The sequence below is a fragment of the Chishuiella changwenlii genome (assembly GCF_900142565.1).
Lineage (GTDB): Bacteria > Bacteroidota > Bacteroidia > Flavobacteriales > Weeksellaceae > Empedobacter > Empedobacter changwenlii.
Map to the genome: position 1 here is coordinate 15833 of NZ_FRBH01000003.1, position 18542 is coordinate 34374.

Annotated in this window: 17 protein-coding genes; 5 read left to right on the forward strand and 12 right to left on the reverse strand. The window is 29.4% G+C overall.

All coding sequences use genetic code 11. The annotated features are described in order from the left end of the window. Window positions 1-2 precede the first annotated feature (2 nt). From BUA86_RS03355 to BUA86_RS03375, 5 genes are all read right to left on the reverse strand, one after another. Complete coding sequence (locus tag BUA86_RS03355) at window positions 3-3407, reverse strand: hypothetical protein (protein ID WP_072929871.1); 3405 nt, start codon at window positions 3405-3407, stop codon at window positions 3-5. Window positions 3408-3409: 2 nt separating this feature from the next. Further along, on the reverse strand, window positions 3410-4915 hold the full coding sequence (locus BUA86_RS03360) for a T9SS type A sorting domain-containing protein (protein ID WP_072929873.1): 1506 nt from the start codon (window positions 4913-4915) through the stop codon (window positions 3410-3412). A 1-nt stretch (window position 4916) separates the two neighbouring features. Continuing rightward, window positions 4917-5909 (reverse strand): hypothetical protein, encoded by a 993-nt coding sequence (locus BUA86_RS16240; protein ID WP_072929875.1) that lies wholly within the window; start codon window positions 5907-5909, stop codon window positions 4917-4919. A gap of 272 nt (window positions 5910-6181) precedes the next feature. Then, window positions 6182-6766 carry a porin family protein gene (locus BUA86_RS03370; protein ID WP_072929877.1) on the reverse strand — a complete coding sequence of 195 codons (585 nt, stop codon included), beginning with the start codon at window positions 6764-6766 and terminating at the stop codon, window positions 6182-6184. 117 nt (window positions 6767-6883) lie between these two features. Continuing rightward, window positions 6884-8095 (reverse strand): 3-deoxy-D-manno-octulosonic acid transferase, encoded by a 1212-nt coding sequence (locus tag BUA86_RS03375; protein WP_072929879.1) that lies wholly within the window; start codon window positions 8093-8095, stop codon window positions 6884-6886. Between the two features lie 141 nt (window positions 8096-8236). On the opposite strand from BUA86_RS03375, the gene BUA86_RS03380 reads away from it, so the two are divergent. The 4 genes from BUA86_RS03380 to BUA86_RS03395 all read left to right on the forward strand — a co-directional run bounded on the left by BUA86_RS03380 (window position 8237) and on the right by BUA86_RS03395 (window position 11321). Next, window positions 8237-9352 carry a DegT/DnrJ/EryC1/StrS family aminotransferase gene (locus BUA86_RS03380; protein ID WP_072929881.1) on the forward strand — a complete coding sequence of 372 codons (1116 nt, stop codon included), beginning with the start codon at window positions 8237-8239 and terminating at the stop codon, window positions 9350-9352. A 98-nt stretch (window positions 9353-9450) separates the two neighbouring features. Further along, the gene (galE, locus tag BUA86_RS03385; RefSeq protein ID WP_072929883.1) at window positions 9451-10458 is read left to right on the forward strand and encodes a UDP-glucose 4-epimerase GalE; all 1008 of its coding nucleotides are present in this window, start codon (window positions 9451-9453) and stop codon (window positions 10456-10458) included. 13 nt (window positions 10459-10471) lie between these two features. Beyond that, window positions 10472-10876 (forward strand): NUDIX hydrolase, encoded by a 405-nt coding sequence (locus BUA86_RS03390; RefSeq protein ID WP_072929885.1) that lies wholly within the window; start codon window positions 10472-10474, stop codon window positions 10874-10876. A gap of 7 nt (window positions 10877-10883) precedes the next feature. Beyond that, window positions 10884-11321: a DUF2059 domain-containing protein gene (locus BUA86_RS03395; RefSeq protein WP_072929888.1), complete on the forward strand. Its 438-nt coding sequence runs from the start codon at window positions 10884-10886 to the stop codon at window positions 11319-11321. Window positions 11322-11402: 81 nt separating this feature from the next. Here BUA86_RS03395 and gmk read toward each other — a convergent pair whose 3' ends face one another. Next, entirely contained in the window at window positions 11403-11969 is a 567-nt protein-coding gene (gene gmk / locus BUA86_RS03400; protein WP_072929890.1) for a guanylate kinase, read from the reverse strand. Beyond that, window positions 11969-12829 (reverse strand): YicC/YloC family endoribonuclease, encoded by an 861-nt coding sequence (locus tag BUA86_RS03405; RefSeq protein WP_072929892.1) that lies wholly within the window; start codon window positions 12827-12829, stop codon window positions 11969-11971. The genes gmk and BUA86_RS03405 overlap by 1 nt, the downstream gene beginning before the upstream one ends. Window positions 12830-12973: 144 nt before the next feature. Here BUA86_RS03405 and BUA86_RS03410 point away from each other — a divergent pair, with 144 nt between their 5' ends. Beyond that, complete coding sequence (locus BUA86_RS03410; RefSeq protein ID WP_083580287.1) at window positions 12974-14287, forward strand: DUF4026 domain-containing protein; 1314 nt, start codon at window positions 12974-12976, stop codon at window positions 14285-14287. Here BUA86_RS03410 and hutI read toward each other — a convergent pair. From hutI to BUA86_RS03435, 5 genes are all read right to left on the reverse strand, one after another. Continuing rightward, a complete protein-coding gene (gene hutI / locus BUA86_RS03415; protein WP_072929896.1) occupies window positions 14277-15506 on the reverse strand; it encodes an imidazolonepropionase in 1230 nt (409 codons plus the stop codon). The two genes, BUA86_RS03410 and hutI, sit on opposite strands and share 11 nt — an antisense overlap. A gap of 48 nt (window positions 15507-15554) precedes the next feature. Next, window positions 15555-16100 carry a DUF6438 domain-containing protein gene (locus BUA86_RS03420; RefSeq protein ID WP_072929898.1) on the reverse strand — a complete coding sequence of 182 codons (546 nt, stop codon included), beginning with the start codon at window positions 16098-16100 and terminating at the stop codon, window positions 15555-15557. Between the two features lie 24 nt (window positions 16101-16124). Then, window positions 16125-16334 carry a hypothetical protein gene (locus BUA86_RS03425; protein WP_143147231.1) on the reverse strand — a complete coding sequence of 70 codons (210 nt, stop codon included), beginning with the start codon at window positions 16332-16334 and terminating at the stop codon, window positions 16125-16127. Window positions 16335-16404: 70 nt separating this feature from the next. After that, a complete protein-coding gene (locus BUA86_RS03430) occupies window positions 16405-17460 on the reverse strand; it encodes a DUF3078 domain-containing protein (protein ID WP_072929902.1) in 1056 nt (351 codons plus the stop codon). Between the two features lie 22 nt (window positions 17461-17482). Next, window positions 17483-18538 (reverse strand): DUF3078 domain-containing protein, encoded by a 1056-nt coding sequence (locus BUA86_RS03435; protein ID WP_244891553.1) that lies wholly within the window; start codon window positions 18536-18538, stop codon window positions 17483-17485. Window positions 18539-18542 lie beyond the last annotated feature (4 nt).

Below are 18542 nucleotides of genomic sequence, written 5' to 3' on the forward strand. Positions count from 1 at the left end.
ATTTAGTTTTTATAGTTGTATTGAAACGTTTTTAAAACTTCGTTTTTATCGTTTTTAATTTCTTCTAAACGATTTGCAGAATCATACGTATAATTTTCAGAAATACCATTTGGTCCTGTAATCTGTGTAACTCCAACCAAAGGTTTATAAACATAAGTTGTAATCATTGCTTCTGGAATAAGTAATCTTAAAGCCTTTTGCTCATCACTTGTTAACAATCCATTTTCAAGCTTAGATAAATAAGTTCCTAATTTATTTTTTGCATCCTCATACATAATTCCTTCTAGTTTTGCGACAGGGTATTGAGTGTTATATCCCCAAATAATAGCAACAGAAAGTCCATTTTCAGGTGTGTATTGTGTTATATTTCCTTTAGCGTCGTAACTATTATACACTATTTTACGATCAGTAGTTCTATTTAATTCAATACCATTACCTTTTTTCTGAAAAACAGCAGATTTTTGTAAGATTCCATAGAACTCATTGTATTGATTATGAACTTCTGATACATAAACGCTTCCAACTTGTTGTTTAGTGATAACAGGTTCTGCAATACGATTTTCATTAACTAAACGATTCATTTTAGTACTTTCAGGATAAGTACTTGTTAAATCAGATGGATATTTGTATTCAGTTGTAAGAGTTTCTCCTTTACTATTTTTTGTAGTCTGTTTTGTTAATTGTAAATGATTTTCGCCATCGTAATTGTAATTAACTTCTGTTACAATAGAATCATTTAAAGAAAAAGATTCAGTAACAGTTTCTTTATCAATATATGGAAATTCAGTGTAGAATGGATAATATTCATATTCAAAATCTCTGTAATAAAGCGTTACTGGCCCAATACCACCACCACTTGTATGGAAAAGTAGAATTTCATTTTTTGGTCGAACTCTTATTCCATAATTGTCTCTTAATTCAGTTTTCTTCACTTGGTGTTCAGTAAGTTTTGATTGAACTGGTTGATTATCTAAAAAATGATCAACTTGAGTAGGTTTATTTATTCTCCAATTAAAGGAAGGTGTACTTACTCTGAAAGCGGCATTAGAATCACCTATTTCACCTAATTCAGATTTAAAATAATAATCAGTTTTATTTGTCTGATTATTTTTGACATCGACATTTTCTTCAGTTACTTTACTGTAAACAACCTTTGAACTAGAAGCTGACTGTAAAGGGAAAGAAATAACACCATTTAATTTGTTAATTTCTTTATAGTAGCTATTTTCTGTTCTAATAGGTGTTCCCATTAAGAGACCTGTTGAAATATTTTTATCTGTATAGGTATAATTTTTTTCTAGTAAGATAGAATTATCTGTATCTCTGTTGGTTATTTTTTTTATTCTTAATCCACCAATTATTCGTTCTGTGTAACCTGTTTCTTTATTTATTTCATCTACAACTTCATAATAATCAAGCTGTCCAATATAACCTAGATAAGGATCATAGTCTGGAGCAGACGGAGATCTCGTTGCTTGAATGCGGTATTTTCCAATCGTCAAATCAACTTGTATACCGCTGTTACCATTTGTTAAATATTGTGACTGAACAATGTTTCCATTAAAGTCTATCTTTTGTAAGGAAACTGTATACATTTCAGGACCAGCATTTAAATTATCTGGACGATTAGTGTCCAAGTAAGTATAAAATTCGCCTTTTATATTTTGAGTCATTTCAAACTCATAAGTATAAGTATCAGGATTTGGAGCTATATTTCCATCTTCTCCTACAGATTGTTCTACACCCCAAGTCATTTGTTTTTTTACAACAATAGGTGTTAAATTGTCTTCGTTATAATCATTTATTCCAGCAACAATATGATTTTCATAATCTAATTCAACAGACCCTTTTGTAGGATAGGTTACTTTTTTTAAAGCACCTATTTTATTGAATTCGATATCAGACGATCTATCAGCATCACCAATAATAACTTCTCTGGAAACATTATTAAAAAAGTATTTATAGACTTGAGTTGGAATTAAACTACAGTTATTTTTTCCATTATAGTAGCCATATAAATCTTGAGAATAGGATAATCTACTTGGTAGTGTACCTTCGTAATAAGAGAGCTGATAGTCATTTACTTTTTTATCAGCATTATCGTTTATTGTAATACCATCTAATCGTAATCGTAATAAATATTTTTCAAAATTATTCTTGAACAATGGATGAACTTTCGTTCTTGAACAATCATAATTTCCTTCAGGATTTTCTTGATTAAAATATGATTGGTTGAGATTAAAAGATTTCACCAATTTTTCATTAAAATCAAATACTTTAATTTTTTCTAACTTATATGAATCTAAATCAGTTCTAGCAATCGTACTTTTTAGAAATTCTATTCTTTTTTTACCATTTACTAAAATCTGACTAAGAATTAAATCAGTGTTTGTACTTGCAGAATATATGTTATTTACAATATTAACTTTATGATTATTTACTAAATCATCGGAAATAGGGTATATACTTCCTACTTTCGTTGGAAATCCATTTGAATCAGGACCTGTGATAGCGTAGCGTCCTAAAGGGCCATTTTCAAAATTATTTGTAGTAGCTACATATATATATTGAGAAGTGTGATAGACATTAGGGTATTGATAAGAACTATTTGTAGTATTTTCATAAACATTGGTTTCATATTTAAATTCTACAATATTCTTATCCTTTGTAATAAGCTTTGTTAAATACCAAGAGCTAACAAGACCAGAATTACCTCCACTAGAGCTCCCTTGTGTTGTTATATAAGCTACAGAGGGAGTAATTGTAGTAGAACTTAATGTATTTTCAAAGAAATACTGATTTCCATGTGTATCAATGATATTAAAATCAATCACATATCCATTAGAAGCTATATTTCCATTAATGATGTAATCATTTTTGGGAACACTCTGAAATTTTTTTGTTTGATAATTATAATAAAAACGAAAGTTAGTATTAAAAACATTTACAATGAATTCATCAGGTTCACTATCCATGTATTCAATATTAGTATTTAACCAATGATAATCTGCTGACTCAGGTTTACTACTCATTCCTTTTGTTATTCTCTCAATATCAGTTCTTAAATCAATAGTATAATTATCAACCTGACTTCTAATATTTCTAGTAATGAAGGAAGTTGTAGACAACGTCCAACCTAAACCGACATTACTTGCCTCTTCATTTACTTTTATTCCGTCTGTATTGTACTTTAAACTGATGGGAATACTAATGTTGTTATCAACCAATAAAGTTTCCAATGGAATTTGATAATCAACACTTCCTGTTCCTAATGAAATAGGTTTGTCGATATATTTTCCTATTGCTGCAACTTCAGGTGTTTTTGGAAAAAATTTTTCATGATCTTTTATTTGAGCCTCCAAAAAGTTCACCATTCCTAAAAGGAATAGTAAGTATATTTTTTTCATGATTACTTTTTAATAATTTTAATAGATTCAGATTTGTTATCTGTTTTAATTTTTAAGATGTAAACACCACCAGGATAACTTCCTAAAGAAATAGGAGTAGAACGGTATTTTACATCTTTAGTTTGTAGATGCTGTCCAGCAAGGTTATAAACGTCAATAGAAGAAGTCGTAAACTCTTTGTTGATAATTACATTTACAATATCTTGAGTTGGATTAGGATAAACCTCTACTGATACACGTTTTATATCGTCACCTTCTTTTCCTAATTTTACCAAATAGAAATCCGATTGTCCTTTATTTCCTTTTGCTTGTTGCGTAGAATTTCCAAATAAAATAGTAGAACCATCACGTGTTGTGATTGCTTTTTCTAAATAATTAAATCCTTTTTCTCCAAACTTCTTTTCCCAAACAGAAGTTCCATTCTTATCGAATGATTTAGTGATGTAATAACTTTCAATTTCGCCTGAAGTAGCTTCTTGTAAACTTGAAATTTTATTAGCAGTTAAAAGAAAACTATCATTAACATTTCTAATTTCAGTAATCGATAAATTATTTTCAACTTTTAATTCAGTTGTATGAATTGGTTGAAGACTTAAATCTGTTTCAATAACTTTAGAAGTTATTTTACTTCCGTCTTTTTCGTTAATAGCAAACAGATAATGATTTTCTTTTTGCTCAACAGAAATTAAATAATTTTCATTGTTTAAGCCAAGACTATTTTCGGAACGAATATTTCCTTCATTATCAATTTCAACAATCCATGTTTTATTTCCAGTTTGTTCAATCGTTTTATTTCCACTTGCAGGAGAATTAGAGTTTCCAACCAATATGAAACCATCTTTTGTTTGTAGAATAGATTTTACTTTATCATCATAAGCTCCTCCATAGGTTTTCTCCCAAATAAGTTTACCTTTTTTATCGAGCTTAATCATGTAATAATCGTTTCCACCGAAGTTTTCACTTTTCTTTAATTCAGATGGCGTAGAGTTAGAGTTGGCAGCAATAAGATAGCCACCATCCTCAGTTACTAAAACATCTGTTGGAATATCATTTCCATTTCCACCAAAAGCTTGTTGCCATTGTAAGTTTCCATTGGCGTCAATTTTAATAATCCAAATATCTTCAGCACCTTGATTTTCGCTAGTTTTATCACCAGATTTACCAGAAGTAGAAGCACCAGCTAAGATATAACCACCATCTGGAGTAGGTTTAGCCGCATACAGAAAATCTGTACCACTTCCACCAAAAGAATTTTGCCATTCTTGTTTTCCGTTTTCGTCCATCTTCCATAGAAAATAGTCTAAACTTCCTTGATTATTTTTTTTGATGTCACCAGTAGCATCAGAAGCTGAACTCCCAAGAATAAGGAAACCATAATCTGGAGTTGGAATGGCATTATATAAATATTCAGCATGTTCTCCTCCAATAGATTTTTCCCACACGACTTCTTGTGCTGAAAGGGAAATCATTAAAAAGAGAGAACAAACAGAAAGTAAAGTTTTTCTCATATTAATTCTTTTTTAATTGATTAATCTCTTCTGTTAACTGGTTTAGCTGTTCACTTTGTTTTTGATTCACTTTATTTTGTTCAATGATATAAAGCGTTAACTCTTCAATTTTTTGTAATAATTGAATTTGAAATTCACCAACATTTACACCTTCTTTTTCCATTTCTTTGGCAGAAGCTATTTCTGGTAAATGTTTTTTCTCTTTAATATGTTTTTCCACTTCTTGTAGAGTAGGAAGTTTATAATCTTCTTCAAAAACAAAATCTGCAGTAGGAGTTTCAGTTACTTTAATCTCTTTAGCTTCGAATTTTCCTTGTAGGGTAGCATTATTACCTTTTACTAAAAACGATTTTCCAAGTCTAGTACCTCCATTAAAATTATCATCATAATTCAATGTTAATACATTTCCGTGATCATGTACAATTGCTCTTCCACCGCTTCCTCTTTCTTTAAACTTTAAAAGAATATCAGCATAACCATTATATGTAAAATAATTATCATCGTTTCCGATTCTAAGATCGCCATTCACATCTAATTTAGCTTTAGGATTAGTTGTTCCAATCCCTACATCACCCAAACTATTTATTCTAAGTCTCTCTGCTCCATGAGTACCCATAGTTATATTAATATACCTTTCACTATCTGTTGCATGATAACCTGATAAATCAATGTAAGCTTTAGCCCAATTAATTGATCCACCTCCAGCACTCAATCTTAAAAAGCCATCATCCATATTAGCACCATGTTTACTGATACCTCTAATTTCTCCTGGAATTGTACCAGCACTAATAGCAGGTCGAGCATCGGTATTTATTAAATTAGATTTAACAGAAATGTTTCCTTCGACAGATAATTTCTCTGTTGGATTGTTTATACCAATACCAACATTTCCAGTTGTAGGATTTGTAGTAGGTATAATTTGTGCTGATGGAGTTGCTAATTGTGCGAAAGCTATATTAGAGAATAAGCCTAACAACAAGTAAATTTTTTTCATGTTTATGTTAATTTTTATAATAATTAGAGAATATTTTAATCGAATAAAATATTGCGCTGCAAATGTATAGTAATGTTAATAAAAACAAAAAATAAATCAATTTATTAATATTGAAATAATTGTAATTTATTAGTATCAAGAAAAGGAATAGAAAACAATAAAGTTAATAGAGAAGAGGTTCAATGATTTTTAGATGACTTTAAAGTAAAAAAATACCCAATAATAGAAAGTTATCTACTATTGGGTTAAGTATTTTTATAATGTAATAGCAATTACATTTCTGATAATTTGTAAGCTACACCAATACTAAAATAAGTATTAGAAGTATTTCTTAAAGCAGGATTGTGATTAATGTTTGTTAAACCTTTCGTGATACGAGCATTAACTTCAATTTCATCTGTAACTTTATAACCTGCACCAATATTTAAACCAAAATCAAATGTTTTAAAATCATCTGTTAATTTAGTTTTAATATCAGTTTTTCCGTCATCAATTTTACCTTTTGCAGAAACTAAAAACCCTAACTGTGGTCCAAATTCTACATTTAAACCTTCCATTATTTCATAACGAGCCATTAATGGAATATTAATGTTGTGCGTAACAACTTTTGCTTTCGTATTATCATTTGTTTTTATACCAGCACCTTGTTTAGAATACAAAAGTTCTGGTTGAAAACTAATCTGATCTGTTACTTTATAGTTAGCATAACCACCTAAAAAGTAATCAACTCTAAATTTCGAACTGTTATAATTAGAAAGAGTAGGGAAGTTTAATCCTCCTTTTACTCCCAAATCTATTTGTGCATGCGCAACATTTAGCCCTCCGAAGATAGCTAATCCCAATATTAATTTTTTCATCTAAATTGTTTAATTTTCTAATAGTCGAAACTATTTTATCAAAAGTAAAATTTTATCATTAAAACTTATTACGAAAGTGCCTTATAAACCTCAATTTTTATGCCTAAATAAGTTATTTTAAATGATTTTTTTCAAGTAATCTAAAATAATTTTTGTAGAATTAGGTGAATTTTGAACAAAATCACCTGCTTTCTTTCCAGTTTCTTTTCTAAAAGAATCTTTTTGCATTAATTGATTAAAAATATCATCAAACTCTTGCTGATTAGAAATAGAAAATCCTCCGCCAATTGAAATTAAATCGACAGCTTCTTGGAATTTTTTATATTTAGGTCCAAAAACAACAGGATTTCCAAATGTAACAGCCTCTAAGGTATTGTGAATTCCAGCTCCAAAACCTCCACCGATATATGTAATATCAGCATAAGAATAAACTTTAGATAAAATTCCAATTGTATTAAGAATAAAAACTTTTGCTGTAGAAATCTCTTCTTTTAGTGTCTTTTCTAAATCGGAATATTTAATAGATGGTTGTTTAATTTTAGAAAGAAAAGAATTAATCTCATTTTCATGTAAATTATGAGGAGCGAAAAGAATTTTCCAATCGTCTTTTAGTTTTTCATTAATTAAATTAATAAATAACTCTTCATCTTTAGGCCAAGAACTACCTACAACAATTAATTTAGAATTGCCTTTAAAATTATCCATAAAATCTAGTTGATTATCTTGATGAATAATTTGTTTTACACGATCAAAACGGGTATCTCCCGCAATTGTATTTTGTAGAATATGAATAGTGTCTAATAACTGTTTGGAGTGTTGATTCTGAACAAAAAAATGATTGATTAAATTTAATTTTTTAGCAAACCAATTTTGCCCATCTTTTTTAAAGAAATTCTGACTGTCTCTAAAAATAGCAGAAACAACAATTGTCGAAATTTTATGTTGATGTAGAGCTGAAATTAAATTGAACCAATATTCATATTTTACTAAAATTAAAATATCTGGGTGTAATACTTTAATTAATTTCTCTGCATTAGATTTTGTATCCAAAGGCAAATAAAAAATAACATCAGCACCGTCATAATTTTTTCTAATTTCATAACCAGATGGCGAGAAAAAAGAAACTGCAATTTTATGTAAAGGATACTGTTCTCTTAAAGCTTCAATAACTGGTCGTCCTTGTTCAAATTCACCTAAAGATGAACAATGAACCCATAGAACTTTATCGGAATTACTAATTTTAGAAGCTATTTTTTCTTCCCAATCTTTACGTCCATCAACCCAAAGTTTTGCTTTATTATTAAAGTTAGCAGCTAATTTTAGCGCCATTCCGTACGCCTTAATTGATATGTTATAAAATCCTTGCACAATGTTGCAAAGTTAAAGATTTACAATGAGCTTTTTTTGTACATTTGTTCCAATCGTAGCAACTTTTTTTAAGTTGTCATTTTTGAAAGATTCATTACTTATATGAAAAAAATACAAATGGTTGACTTACAAAGTCAATATCAGAAAATAAAAGGAGATGTAGATGCAGCAATTTTAAATGTTTTAGATTCGGCTGCTTTTATCAATGGACCTGAAGTAAAACAGTTTGAAACTGAATTACAATCGTATTTAAATGTAAAACATGTTATTCCTTGTGGAAATGGAACAGATGCATTACAAATAGCTTTAATGTCTTTAGGTTTAGAACCAGGCGACGAAGTTATTACAGCAGATTTTACATTTGCTGCAACTGTAGAAGTGATAGACTTATTGCAATTAACATCTGTTTTGGTTGATGTTGATTATGACACATTTACTGTAGATACAGAAAAGTTAAAAGCTGCAATTACACCAAAAACAAAAGCAATTATTCCAGTTCATTTATTTGGTCAGTGTGCTAACATGGACGAAATAATGGCAATTGCAAAAGAACATAATTTATATGTAATAGAAGATACTGCACAAGCAATTGGAGCAGATTATAAAGGACAAAAAGCAGGTACAATAGGACATATTGGTTGTACATCATTTTTTCCTTCTAAAAATTTAGGATGTTACGGTGATGGTGGAGCAATTTTTACAAATGATGATGATTTAGCACATCGTTTGCGTGGAATTGTAAATCATGGAATGTACAAACGTTATTATCATGATGAAGTAGGAGTTAACTCTCGTTTAGATTCTGTTCAAGCAGCAGTTTTACGTCATAAATTACCTTTATTAGATGAGTATAATGCTGCACGTAACAAAGCAGCAGCTTATTATACAGCAGCTTTCGCAGACGTTGAAGAATTATTAACGCCAGTAAAAGGAGAAAATACGACTCATGTTTTTCATCAATATACATTACGTGTTACAAATGGAAAACGTAACGAATTACAAGCTTTCTTAACAGAGAAAGAAATTCCAGCAATGATTTATTATCCTGTTCCTTTACGTAAGCAAAAAGCATACGATTCAGGAAACTATAATGATGCTGATTTTCCAAATACAGATAAGTTGGTAGAACAAGTAATGTCTTTACCTATGCACACAGAATTAGATGAAGAACAATTGGTTTACATCACTTCTGCTGTAAAAGAATTTTTTGGTAAATAATATCCAGATTAAATAACTTTATTTTTAAAAAGCTTCTGATTTGTTTCAGAAGCTTTTTAATTTTTATACATTTGGATTAACTAAAACTATAAAACGAAATGAATAAAATATTAGTTACTGGCGGATTGGGTTATATTGGCTCACATACTGTTGTTGCATTACAAAATGCAGGATACGAAGTAATTATAATTGATGATTTATCTAATACTCAATTAGAATTTTTAGATAGAATAACATCAATCACGAATATCAAACCAACTTTTTATGAGGTAGATTTAAAAAATCAAGAAAAGGTAAACGAGATTTTTAAAGCGCATAAGATAGATGGTATAATTCATTTCGCTGCACACAAAGCAGTAGGCGAGTCGGTTGAAAAACCACTTATGTATTACAGAAATAACTTACTAGGTTTATTAAATCTGTTAGACGCAACAGTAGATTTTAATGCTGATAATGTGATCTTTAGTTCTTCTTGTACTGTATATGGGCAAGCAGATAAGATGCCTATAGACGAGAAAACTCCATTAAAAAGACCAGAATCGCCATACGGAAATACAAAAAAGATGGCAGAGGAAATTTTAGAAGATTTCACGTTAGCAACAGGAAAAAATGTAATCTGCTTACGTTATTTTAATCCAGTAGGAGCACATTCGTCGTCTAAAATTGGAGAATTACCAAATGGGATTCCAAATAATTTAATTCCTTACGTTACACAAACAGCAGCAGGTATTCGCGAATCTTTAGCCGTTTTCGGAGACGATTATCCTACGAAAGATGGAACAGCGATAAGAGATTATATTGATGTAAATGATTTAGCTGATGCGCATGTAAAAGCTATTGCACGTTTAGTTGAGAAAAAGAATAAAAATAAATTAGAATTTTTTAATCTAGGAACAGGAACTGGTTCAACAGTTTTAGAAGTTGTTAAAGCCTTTGAAGAAGCAAATGGATTAAAAATTAATTATCAAATAAAAGAACGTAGAGCAGGGGACATTGTAGAAGCATACGCAAATAACGAACTTGCTGCACAAGAATTAAATTGGAAACCAACTACATCTTTAGCAGAAAGTATGCGTACTTCTTGGCAATGGCAACAATCTTTATAATTATTAAAATAAGATGAAACAATTACCTACAGCTGGTTTACTGGTTGTAAAAAATAATAAGTTGCTATTAACATATAGCAAAAATAAAAAAGCGTGGTATTTACCTGGAGGAAAGTTAGACGAAGGTGAAACATCTAAAATAGCTTTAATTAGAGAAATCAAAGAGGAGTTAAGTTTAGATTTACAAGATGATAAATTATCATTCTATTGTCACATAACTGCCCAAGCTTACGGAGAAGATAATTTGTTAATGGAACAAGATTGTTTTTTGTATGATTTGCAAGAAGTAATACAACCAACGAATGAAATAGAAGCTGTTAAATACTTTGATTACAACGAATATTTAAAAGAAGAAATTCAAGTAGAAGGAGTTGTAATGGTTTTTGAAGAACTTATTGAGAATAAACAATTAATATAAATTAACAATGAGAAAAAAAATATTTTTAATCCTCGTATTTGGTTTTTCCTTAAGCGTCTTTTCACAAGATGTATTAAATGCGAAAAGAAAGAAAATTGAACAATTATTAGAAATCTCTGGTAGCGCAAAGAATGGAATATTTGTGATGAATTCTTTAATGAATATTTACAAGAAGCAATACCCTAATGTTAAACAAAGTATTTGGGATGATTTTTCAAAAGAGGTTAATGAAAAAGATTTAGCAAATCTTATTATTCCAATTTATGATAAATACTTTACAGAAAGTGATATCGATAATTACATAGCCTTTTATAAAACAGAAGCAGGACAAAAAATGATAGAGAATTTACCTAAAATTACACAAGATTCTATGACTGCTGGACAAGAATGGGGAAAAGAAATATCGAATAAAATACTCCAAAAACTAAAAGAAGAAGGGTATTAATAATATTAATTTATCGATACAATAAAATAAAAAAAATGCCTCAATTTATTGAGGCATTTTTAATATAATTGATTACTTATTTTATTTCAAAAAATCTTGAATAATTTCCAAAGCTTTTTGTTTTGCAGTTTCTAAATCGTCATTTAAAAGAATGATATCAAACTCTTTTGCTTTTTCCATTTCAATACCTGCTTTATCAATACGTTGTTTTAATTTGTCTTCGCTTTCTGTATTACGAGAAATTAAACGCTCTTTTAAAATATCTAAAGAAGGAGGATTTACAAATACTGTTAAACATTCATCACCATAAATCTTCTTAATATTTAAAGCACCAATAACATCAATATCAAAAATAACCGAATTACCTTCTGCTGTTATTCTTTCTACTTCAGATTTTAAAGTACCATAAAAATTATCTCTATAAACTTCTTCGTGTTCTACAAACTCGTCATTTGCAATTTTAGTTTTAAATTCCTCTGGAGATAAAAAGTAATAATCTTTTTCGTGTTCTTCACCTTCTCTTTTTTCTCTTGTAGTACAAGAAATAGAAAACTTAATGTTATTTAATTTTTCTAAAGCATAACGAACCAAAGTAGTTTTACCAGCACCTGATGGAGCAGAAAAGACAATTAATTTTCCTTTTTTCATTATAAAACGTTTAAAGATTGTTCTTTTATTTTTTCTAACTCATCTTTCATCTGAACAACAATTTTTTGCATTTCAGAATGGTTCGATTTAGATCCTAATGTATTAATTTCTCTACCAATTTCTTGAGAGATAAAACCTAGTTTTTTTCCATTAGATTCCGTTTCACTCAATTCTTTTAAGAAATATTCGCAATGATTTTTTAAACGAACTTTTTCTTCTGTGATATCAAATTTTTCTAAATAAAAAACTAACTCTTGTTCAAAACGATTTTGATCAACATCAACTTTCAATTCTTCTAAACGTTTTGCAAAACGTTCTTTTATTGTTTCTATTCTTTCTATTTCGAAAGGTAAAACCAATTCTAAATTGTGAAGAATATTGTTTAAGTTTAAAACTAAATGTTTTTCTAAAACAGCACCTTCATCAGTACGAAATTTATTTAAAGCATTAATAGCTTCAATAATTGTTGAACGAATCTGATTCCATTCGTCTTCGTTTAAATCATCTTGCTTGTAAGAAATAACATCAGGCATACGCATAACAACTGGCAACAAGTCTGAATCACTTACATTTGGCGTAATGTTTTTAAATTCTTCAATGTAATTTTTAATTAATTCTGCGTTTAAACTTTGAGTACGTGCAGCAGGATTTAGTTCAACCATCATAGAAAAATCAATTTTTCCTCGTTGAACTGTTTCAGAAATAAGATTTCTAATTTCTAATTCTTTTTCACGATAAAAAGAAGGAATTCTAGTATTTAAATCAAACGTTTTACTATTTAGAGAACGTAATTCTATGGTTACTTTTTTTTCTGGTAATTCTAAAATAGCTTTACCGTAACCTGTCATAGATGCTATCATAATTGGGTAATTATGCGTACAAACTTACAATAATTTAATGTAAATAGAAGAATATGATTTTTTTAATATGATTAAATTTTAACATTTTCCTAAAATACTTCCTTTTTGAAAACATTTATCTTTATCTAAATCAAAATAAAACGAATGATGACAAATAAAGAATTGTACAAAGGAATAACCGAAGATGGTCTAAGTTTACCTTCTACAATGGGAATTTTACCATCTAATGAAAAGGTTACTTTTTCTAAAGATTTTATCGAAAATAAATTAAAAGAAAGTCGATATTTTCAATTAAATAATTTTGACATAATTGATAGAGAACCTAATGAAGAAGATCCTGTATCGCAGGAATATAAAGTTAGTGTTAGTTATTTAGATGAAATTTTTGAGATTGATTTGTTTGTGGTTGATGCTAGAGCAAACAATTATAACGAGTTTGGTTTAGGAAATATGATTTCTGACGAAGAATTAGATTTGGCAGTACAGCAAGATTTTTATTTGGAAACAGCTATGTACTTTGGTAGTGATGCGTTAGATAGTTTTCATTTACAATTAAAGGTTATGCAGGCAGTTGTAGAAAATCCTTCTATTGTAATAGATTTTATGCCTTTCCGATTACTTTCTGGTAAATGGGCAAAACTAACAGCAGAATCAGAAGTTCCTCCAGCCCCAACATATTTATATACAATTCATGGTGTTTATGATGAAATAGATGGCGAAAGAGTTTATTGGTTACATACACATGGTTTACATCGTTGTGGTTCTGTAGAATTAGAAATGATAAATATTAAAAATGGAATAGAACAATTAAATTCTGCTTTAGATATGATTGTTACTGCATTTATAAAACCAGATTATCGTTCACCAGAAAATGAAGAATTTAATATTGGTTACGATGGTTTAGATATAACTTTTTGTTGGAAAAGATGGGAGGATGTTGTAAAAGATTACCCAGCAGAAATTCCTGGAGGTTATAATGAGAGACAACCAGAAAATGAGAATTACGAACCTTGTGGAGTTTTATTGGCAGTGCAAGAAGGTATCACTTTATCACCAGAAGTTTATGCTTCTACAATAGCAGATAATCCAATTTTCTTTGTAAGCGATCAAGAAACAGAAAGAATGACTGCAATGGCTTATCAGAGATTCGATCAATATAAAAAAGCATTTAAAACTTATTTTAACCCAGAAGCTGATGACGAAAATTATTGGCGCTTTTTAGTGAAGTTAGGTTTTGATGTTGATCATGAAATGAACAAAGAACACATTTGGTTTGATGTTTATGGAATAAATGAAAATAACGAAATGTTAGCCGTTTGTTTAAATCGTCCTTATGCAGTAGATAATTTGAATGAAGGAGATGAAGGTACTTATCCGCAAGAAATGATAACCGATTGGTTAATTTATACGCCGACAAATACCATTACATCCGATAATATTTATACCATTACAGATTAATCTGCTTTCCGTTTTTCCAAACAGAAGTTGGTTGTAATTGTCCTTGTTGATAGATAATATTACGATAATCAAAGGTAGAGAAGCTTACAAAATCAGCTTTTTTACCTTTTTCTATTGTACCTCGGTCAGATAAATTTAAAGCTTTTGCAGCGCGGAATGTTATTGCAGCCAAAACTTCAGCCATAGACAGTTTTTCGAAAGTAGCTAAAATAGAAGCTTGTGTTAATAAATTCCCCATAGGAGCAGAACCAGGATTCCAGTCAGAAGCAATTGATACACAACAACCAGCATCTAATAATTTTCTTGCAGGAGCATATCGCATTCCCAATCCAATAGAAGCACCAGGTAAAACAGTCGCTACAACATCAGAATTAGCAAGATTTTTTATTTCTTCTTCTTCCGAAAATTCTAAATGATCTGCACTTAGGGCATTATATTTTGTTGCTAAATAACTTCCGCCAGCAGTAAACTGATCGGCATGAATGGTAATTTCAAATCCTTGTTTTTGTGCTTCGTTTAAATAATAATCACCTTCTTCAACAGTGAAAGCAGATTGTTCCACAAAAATATCAATTCTATTTGCTAATTTTTTTGATTGAAGTTGAGGAAAAACATCTTTTACCAATAGTTCTAAATATTCTTTGTTTGTTCCTTCAAAATCTTTTGGTTTCATGTGAGCACCTAAAAAGGTTGGAAGTAAATCTATCTCACTTTCTTGATTAGCCATATTTATGGCTTCTAACATTTTAATTTCGTCTTCAACAGAAAGAGCATAACCAGATTTAACTTCTGCAGTTGTTATTCCTTGTTTGCTTAGTTGTGTACTATTCTTTAATGTTATATCTTTTAGTTCATCTGCCGTTTTATTGCGTGTTTGTGTAACTGTAGACCATATTCCTCCGCCACTTTCGGCAATTTCTAAATATGTTTTTCCATCTAATCGCATTGCGAAATCTTTCGCTCTATTGCCTCCGAAACAAATATGTGTATGCGAATCAACAAACCCAGGAAGAAGAATTTGTTCCGTTTCTATTTTTTCAATTTCAATTTGTGGATAAGAGGAAACAAGAGAATTAAAATCATCAATAGTTAAAATTTTATCATCTTCGATAATAATTCCTCCATCATGTATAATCTCTAATTGTTCTTCGTTTATTTTTCCTTTTAGAGGTAAATTGGCAAGTGTTATAATTTGTTTAAAAGGTCCGATTAGTTTCATTTTATTCTTTGTTTATACTACAAGTTTACAAAAAATAGGATAAATGAATTAATCAATTTTAAGATCTTCTATTTTAAAATACTCATTTGTTTTTTGAAACTTATTTTCTGAAACAAGATTTTGCAGAAATTCCGTTAAACCATTCAGTAAGTAGTCTCTTACAGAAGGGCATTCATATAACAATTTTTTAGATTTGTTTGGAGTAAAATAAAGGTAGCTTACAGTAATGTCGTCTGAACAATCAAAAGTATAATTTTGCATTGTATCAATTCGAACTGAATCTAAATAATTAAAAATAAAACTAACTTCGGAAGTGTTTAAATTAGCTTTATAAAATCCAATTTTAGAGGAATCGTTAACTACATTACACTCTCTAAAACCCGTTTCTTTACAAATAGGAGCATAAGTAGGAAAAGTCTCAATATGTAATCTTACTTCATTATTTTGTTTTATTTCTAAATGATAAGTAGGACATAAACCAAAACAATCTTGTCCATATTGATGAAATATGAGTTTTTCAATTTTTTTATCATTGCCAGTAGAGCAACTAATTAATATGGTAGATAATAATAGGGTTAATATTTTTTTATACATTGAATAGAAAGTTTATTCAATTTATTACTTTTTCTTAAGATATGTAGGGTCGTTTGGATATTTAACAACTTTTACTAAAGAGATAACTATAACGACAATAAAGAATAGGATAAATAAAGCGCTGATGAATATTCTCGAATTTTGTTCATAATTAATTCCTTGTAATAATTCATAAACAGCCCAAATTATCATTAATATATTTGGTAAAATTCCAGCAATAATATTCTTTCTCATTGTAATCATAATTAGGTGTAAAAGTAAGAAAAAATAAAAAAACCTGCTTATTAAAAGCAGGTTTTAAAATTTATTGAGTAACTAATTTTGTCTCATTTAAAATAGGCTCATTTTTTAGAATATTGGTATTTCTAACCACTTCTAATGAATTTTCTTTTTCTTCAAAAATTGGTTGTTCCTGAATAAAAGCTGTTGCAGGAGCCTCCTCAACTTTAGGGGCATTGTTAAACTTATAATTAAAGCCAATTCCTAACGTTTGTTTTACTTGAACTTTTTTAATCTGATCATCATCATACAATAAGTTAACAGAAACTTGTGCAGAAATAAAACGATTTACTTTAAGATCTAATAGACCTTGGTAGGCAATATCTACATTTCCAAAATTCTTTAAATAATCAGCATAGATACCTATTCTGTTATCGTATGTAATTCCTTCCATTATTTGCAGTTTGTATCGAGCACCAACATATGCACCAAATTCAAATAGAGTCTTATCTCCATCATTCTTAAGACCAAAATTTCCTTTTTGTTGAAGATCTTTATCTAACACAAATGTAACTCTAGGCGTAAATGGATGTAAATTAACTTGGAAATTTTCACTTGGTTTATAATCCAATCCTAATCCTAAACTTAAATAAGCTGGTGCCATTAAGTTAGAAATTTTTGTTCTAGGAACAGTAGTAAAATCATAACCTTCGGTAAACTGAGTACGGAAATTCATAGAAGCTGCTAAAAACCAGTTATTACCAATATTGTATCCATAAGAAGAAGTAAGGTCTATGATATCATTTGTTTTTCTAGCATCTTCGTCCTCGTTTGCTTGTATACCATATCCAAGTAAAATTCTATTGTCCCAAATGTGTTTTCCATTTGTAAGATTAAACTCATAATCTACATTTGCGTTTAAAGCAAAAGAATTCACACCTCCAGGAACCCAATTACTGAAAGCACTTTGAGAAAATAATAGAGAATTATTTCCTGAAATGTACCATCCTTCTTGGCGTCCGTCAAATTTTGTATCCTTTAAGTATCGTTTACTGTCGGTGTCTAAATCACCATTTTTTACAGTTTGAGCAAAGGAAGCTATACTTCCTAAAAGTGATAATGTAAATAATATTTTTTTCATAATAATTAGGTTAAATTTATAGTTAGAATATAGTTTCAGATTTTAAATAAATAGAGTTTTCGTTAATTGTCTTCTTTTCAAAAACTTCATCATAATGTTGTTTATTTAACTTCATAACAGGTAATTTTAATGGAGAGGATTCTGATGTATCAAAATAAGGTAGAATTTCTTTCTTACGACGTTTTTTCTTCTTACTTGTACTGTCAATTTTATAAACCAATCCAATACCCAATGCTTGTTTAAACTGTGTTTGTTTTATTTGGTCGTCATCATAAATCATATTAATTGTAAGCTGTGTAGACATAAAATTATTAATCTTCATATCTAGAACACCAGCATATACAATATCTAAATTATAAAATTTGTTAGAATAATTAGAGAATATACCAATATTATTATCATAAGTTACATTTTCGAATAACTTAAATTTATATCGACCTCCTAAATAAGCTCCAATCTCGAAAAGAAAAACATCACCATCTTTCTTAAGACCATAAGAACCTTTTTTCTGTAAATCTCTATCAGAAACTATCGTAGTCCTCGAAGTTAATGGTTGAATACTTATAGAGAAACTAGAGTTTGGCGTATAATTAGCTCCTAAACCGATTGTTATATAACCAGGAGCAAATAAATTAGATAATTTTTTTCTTGGAGTTGCAGCATAATCATAACCCGCAGAAAATTGAGAACGAATATTTAAAGATGAGGTTAAATACCATTTTTCTCTAATTAAATAACCGTAAGATGTTGTAAGATTTATATTATCTGCAGTTTTTCTTGTTCCATTGGTTTTATTATCAATAAAACCATATTCTAAAATGAAACGATTATCCCAAAAATGCTTTTGTTTACGAAAATTAAATTCATAATCGACTTTTCCATTTAGTGAAACAGAATTTTCACCTCCGGCAAGCCAATTAGAAAATGTATTTTGATTAACGGTTAAAGTGTTTGTCCCATAAACCTCCCAACCAGATTTTCGACCAGTAGTATCTACCTTAGATTTTAAATACTTGCGCCCATCAATAATTAGATTCCCACTGGTATCTAAAAACTGAGCTGAGGTAAATAAGGACAATATT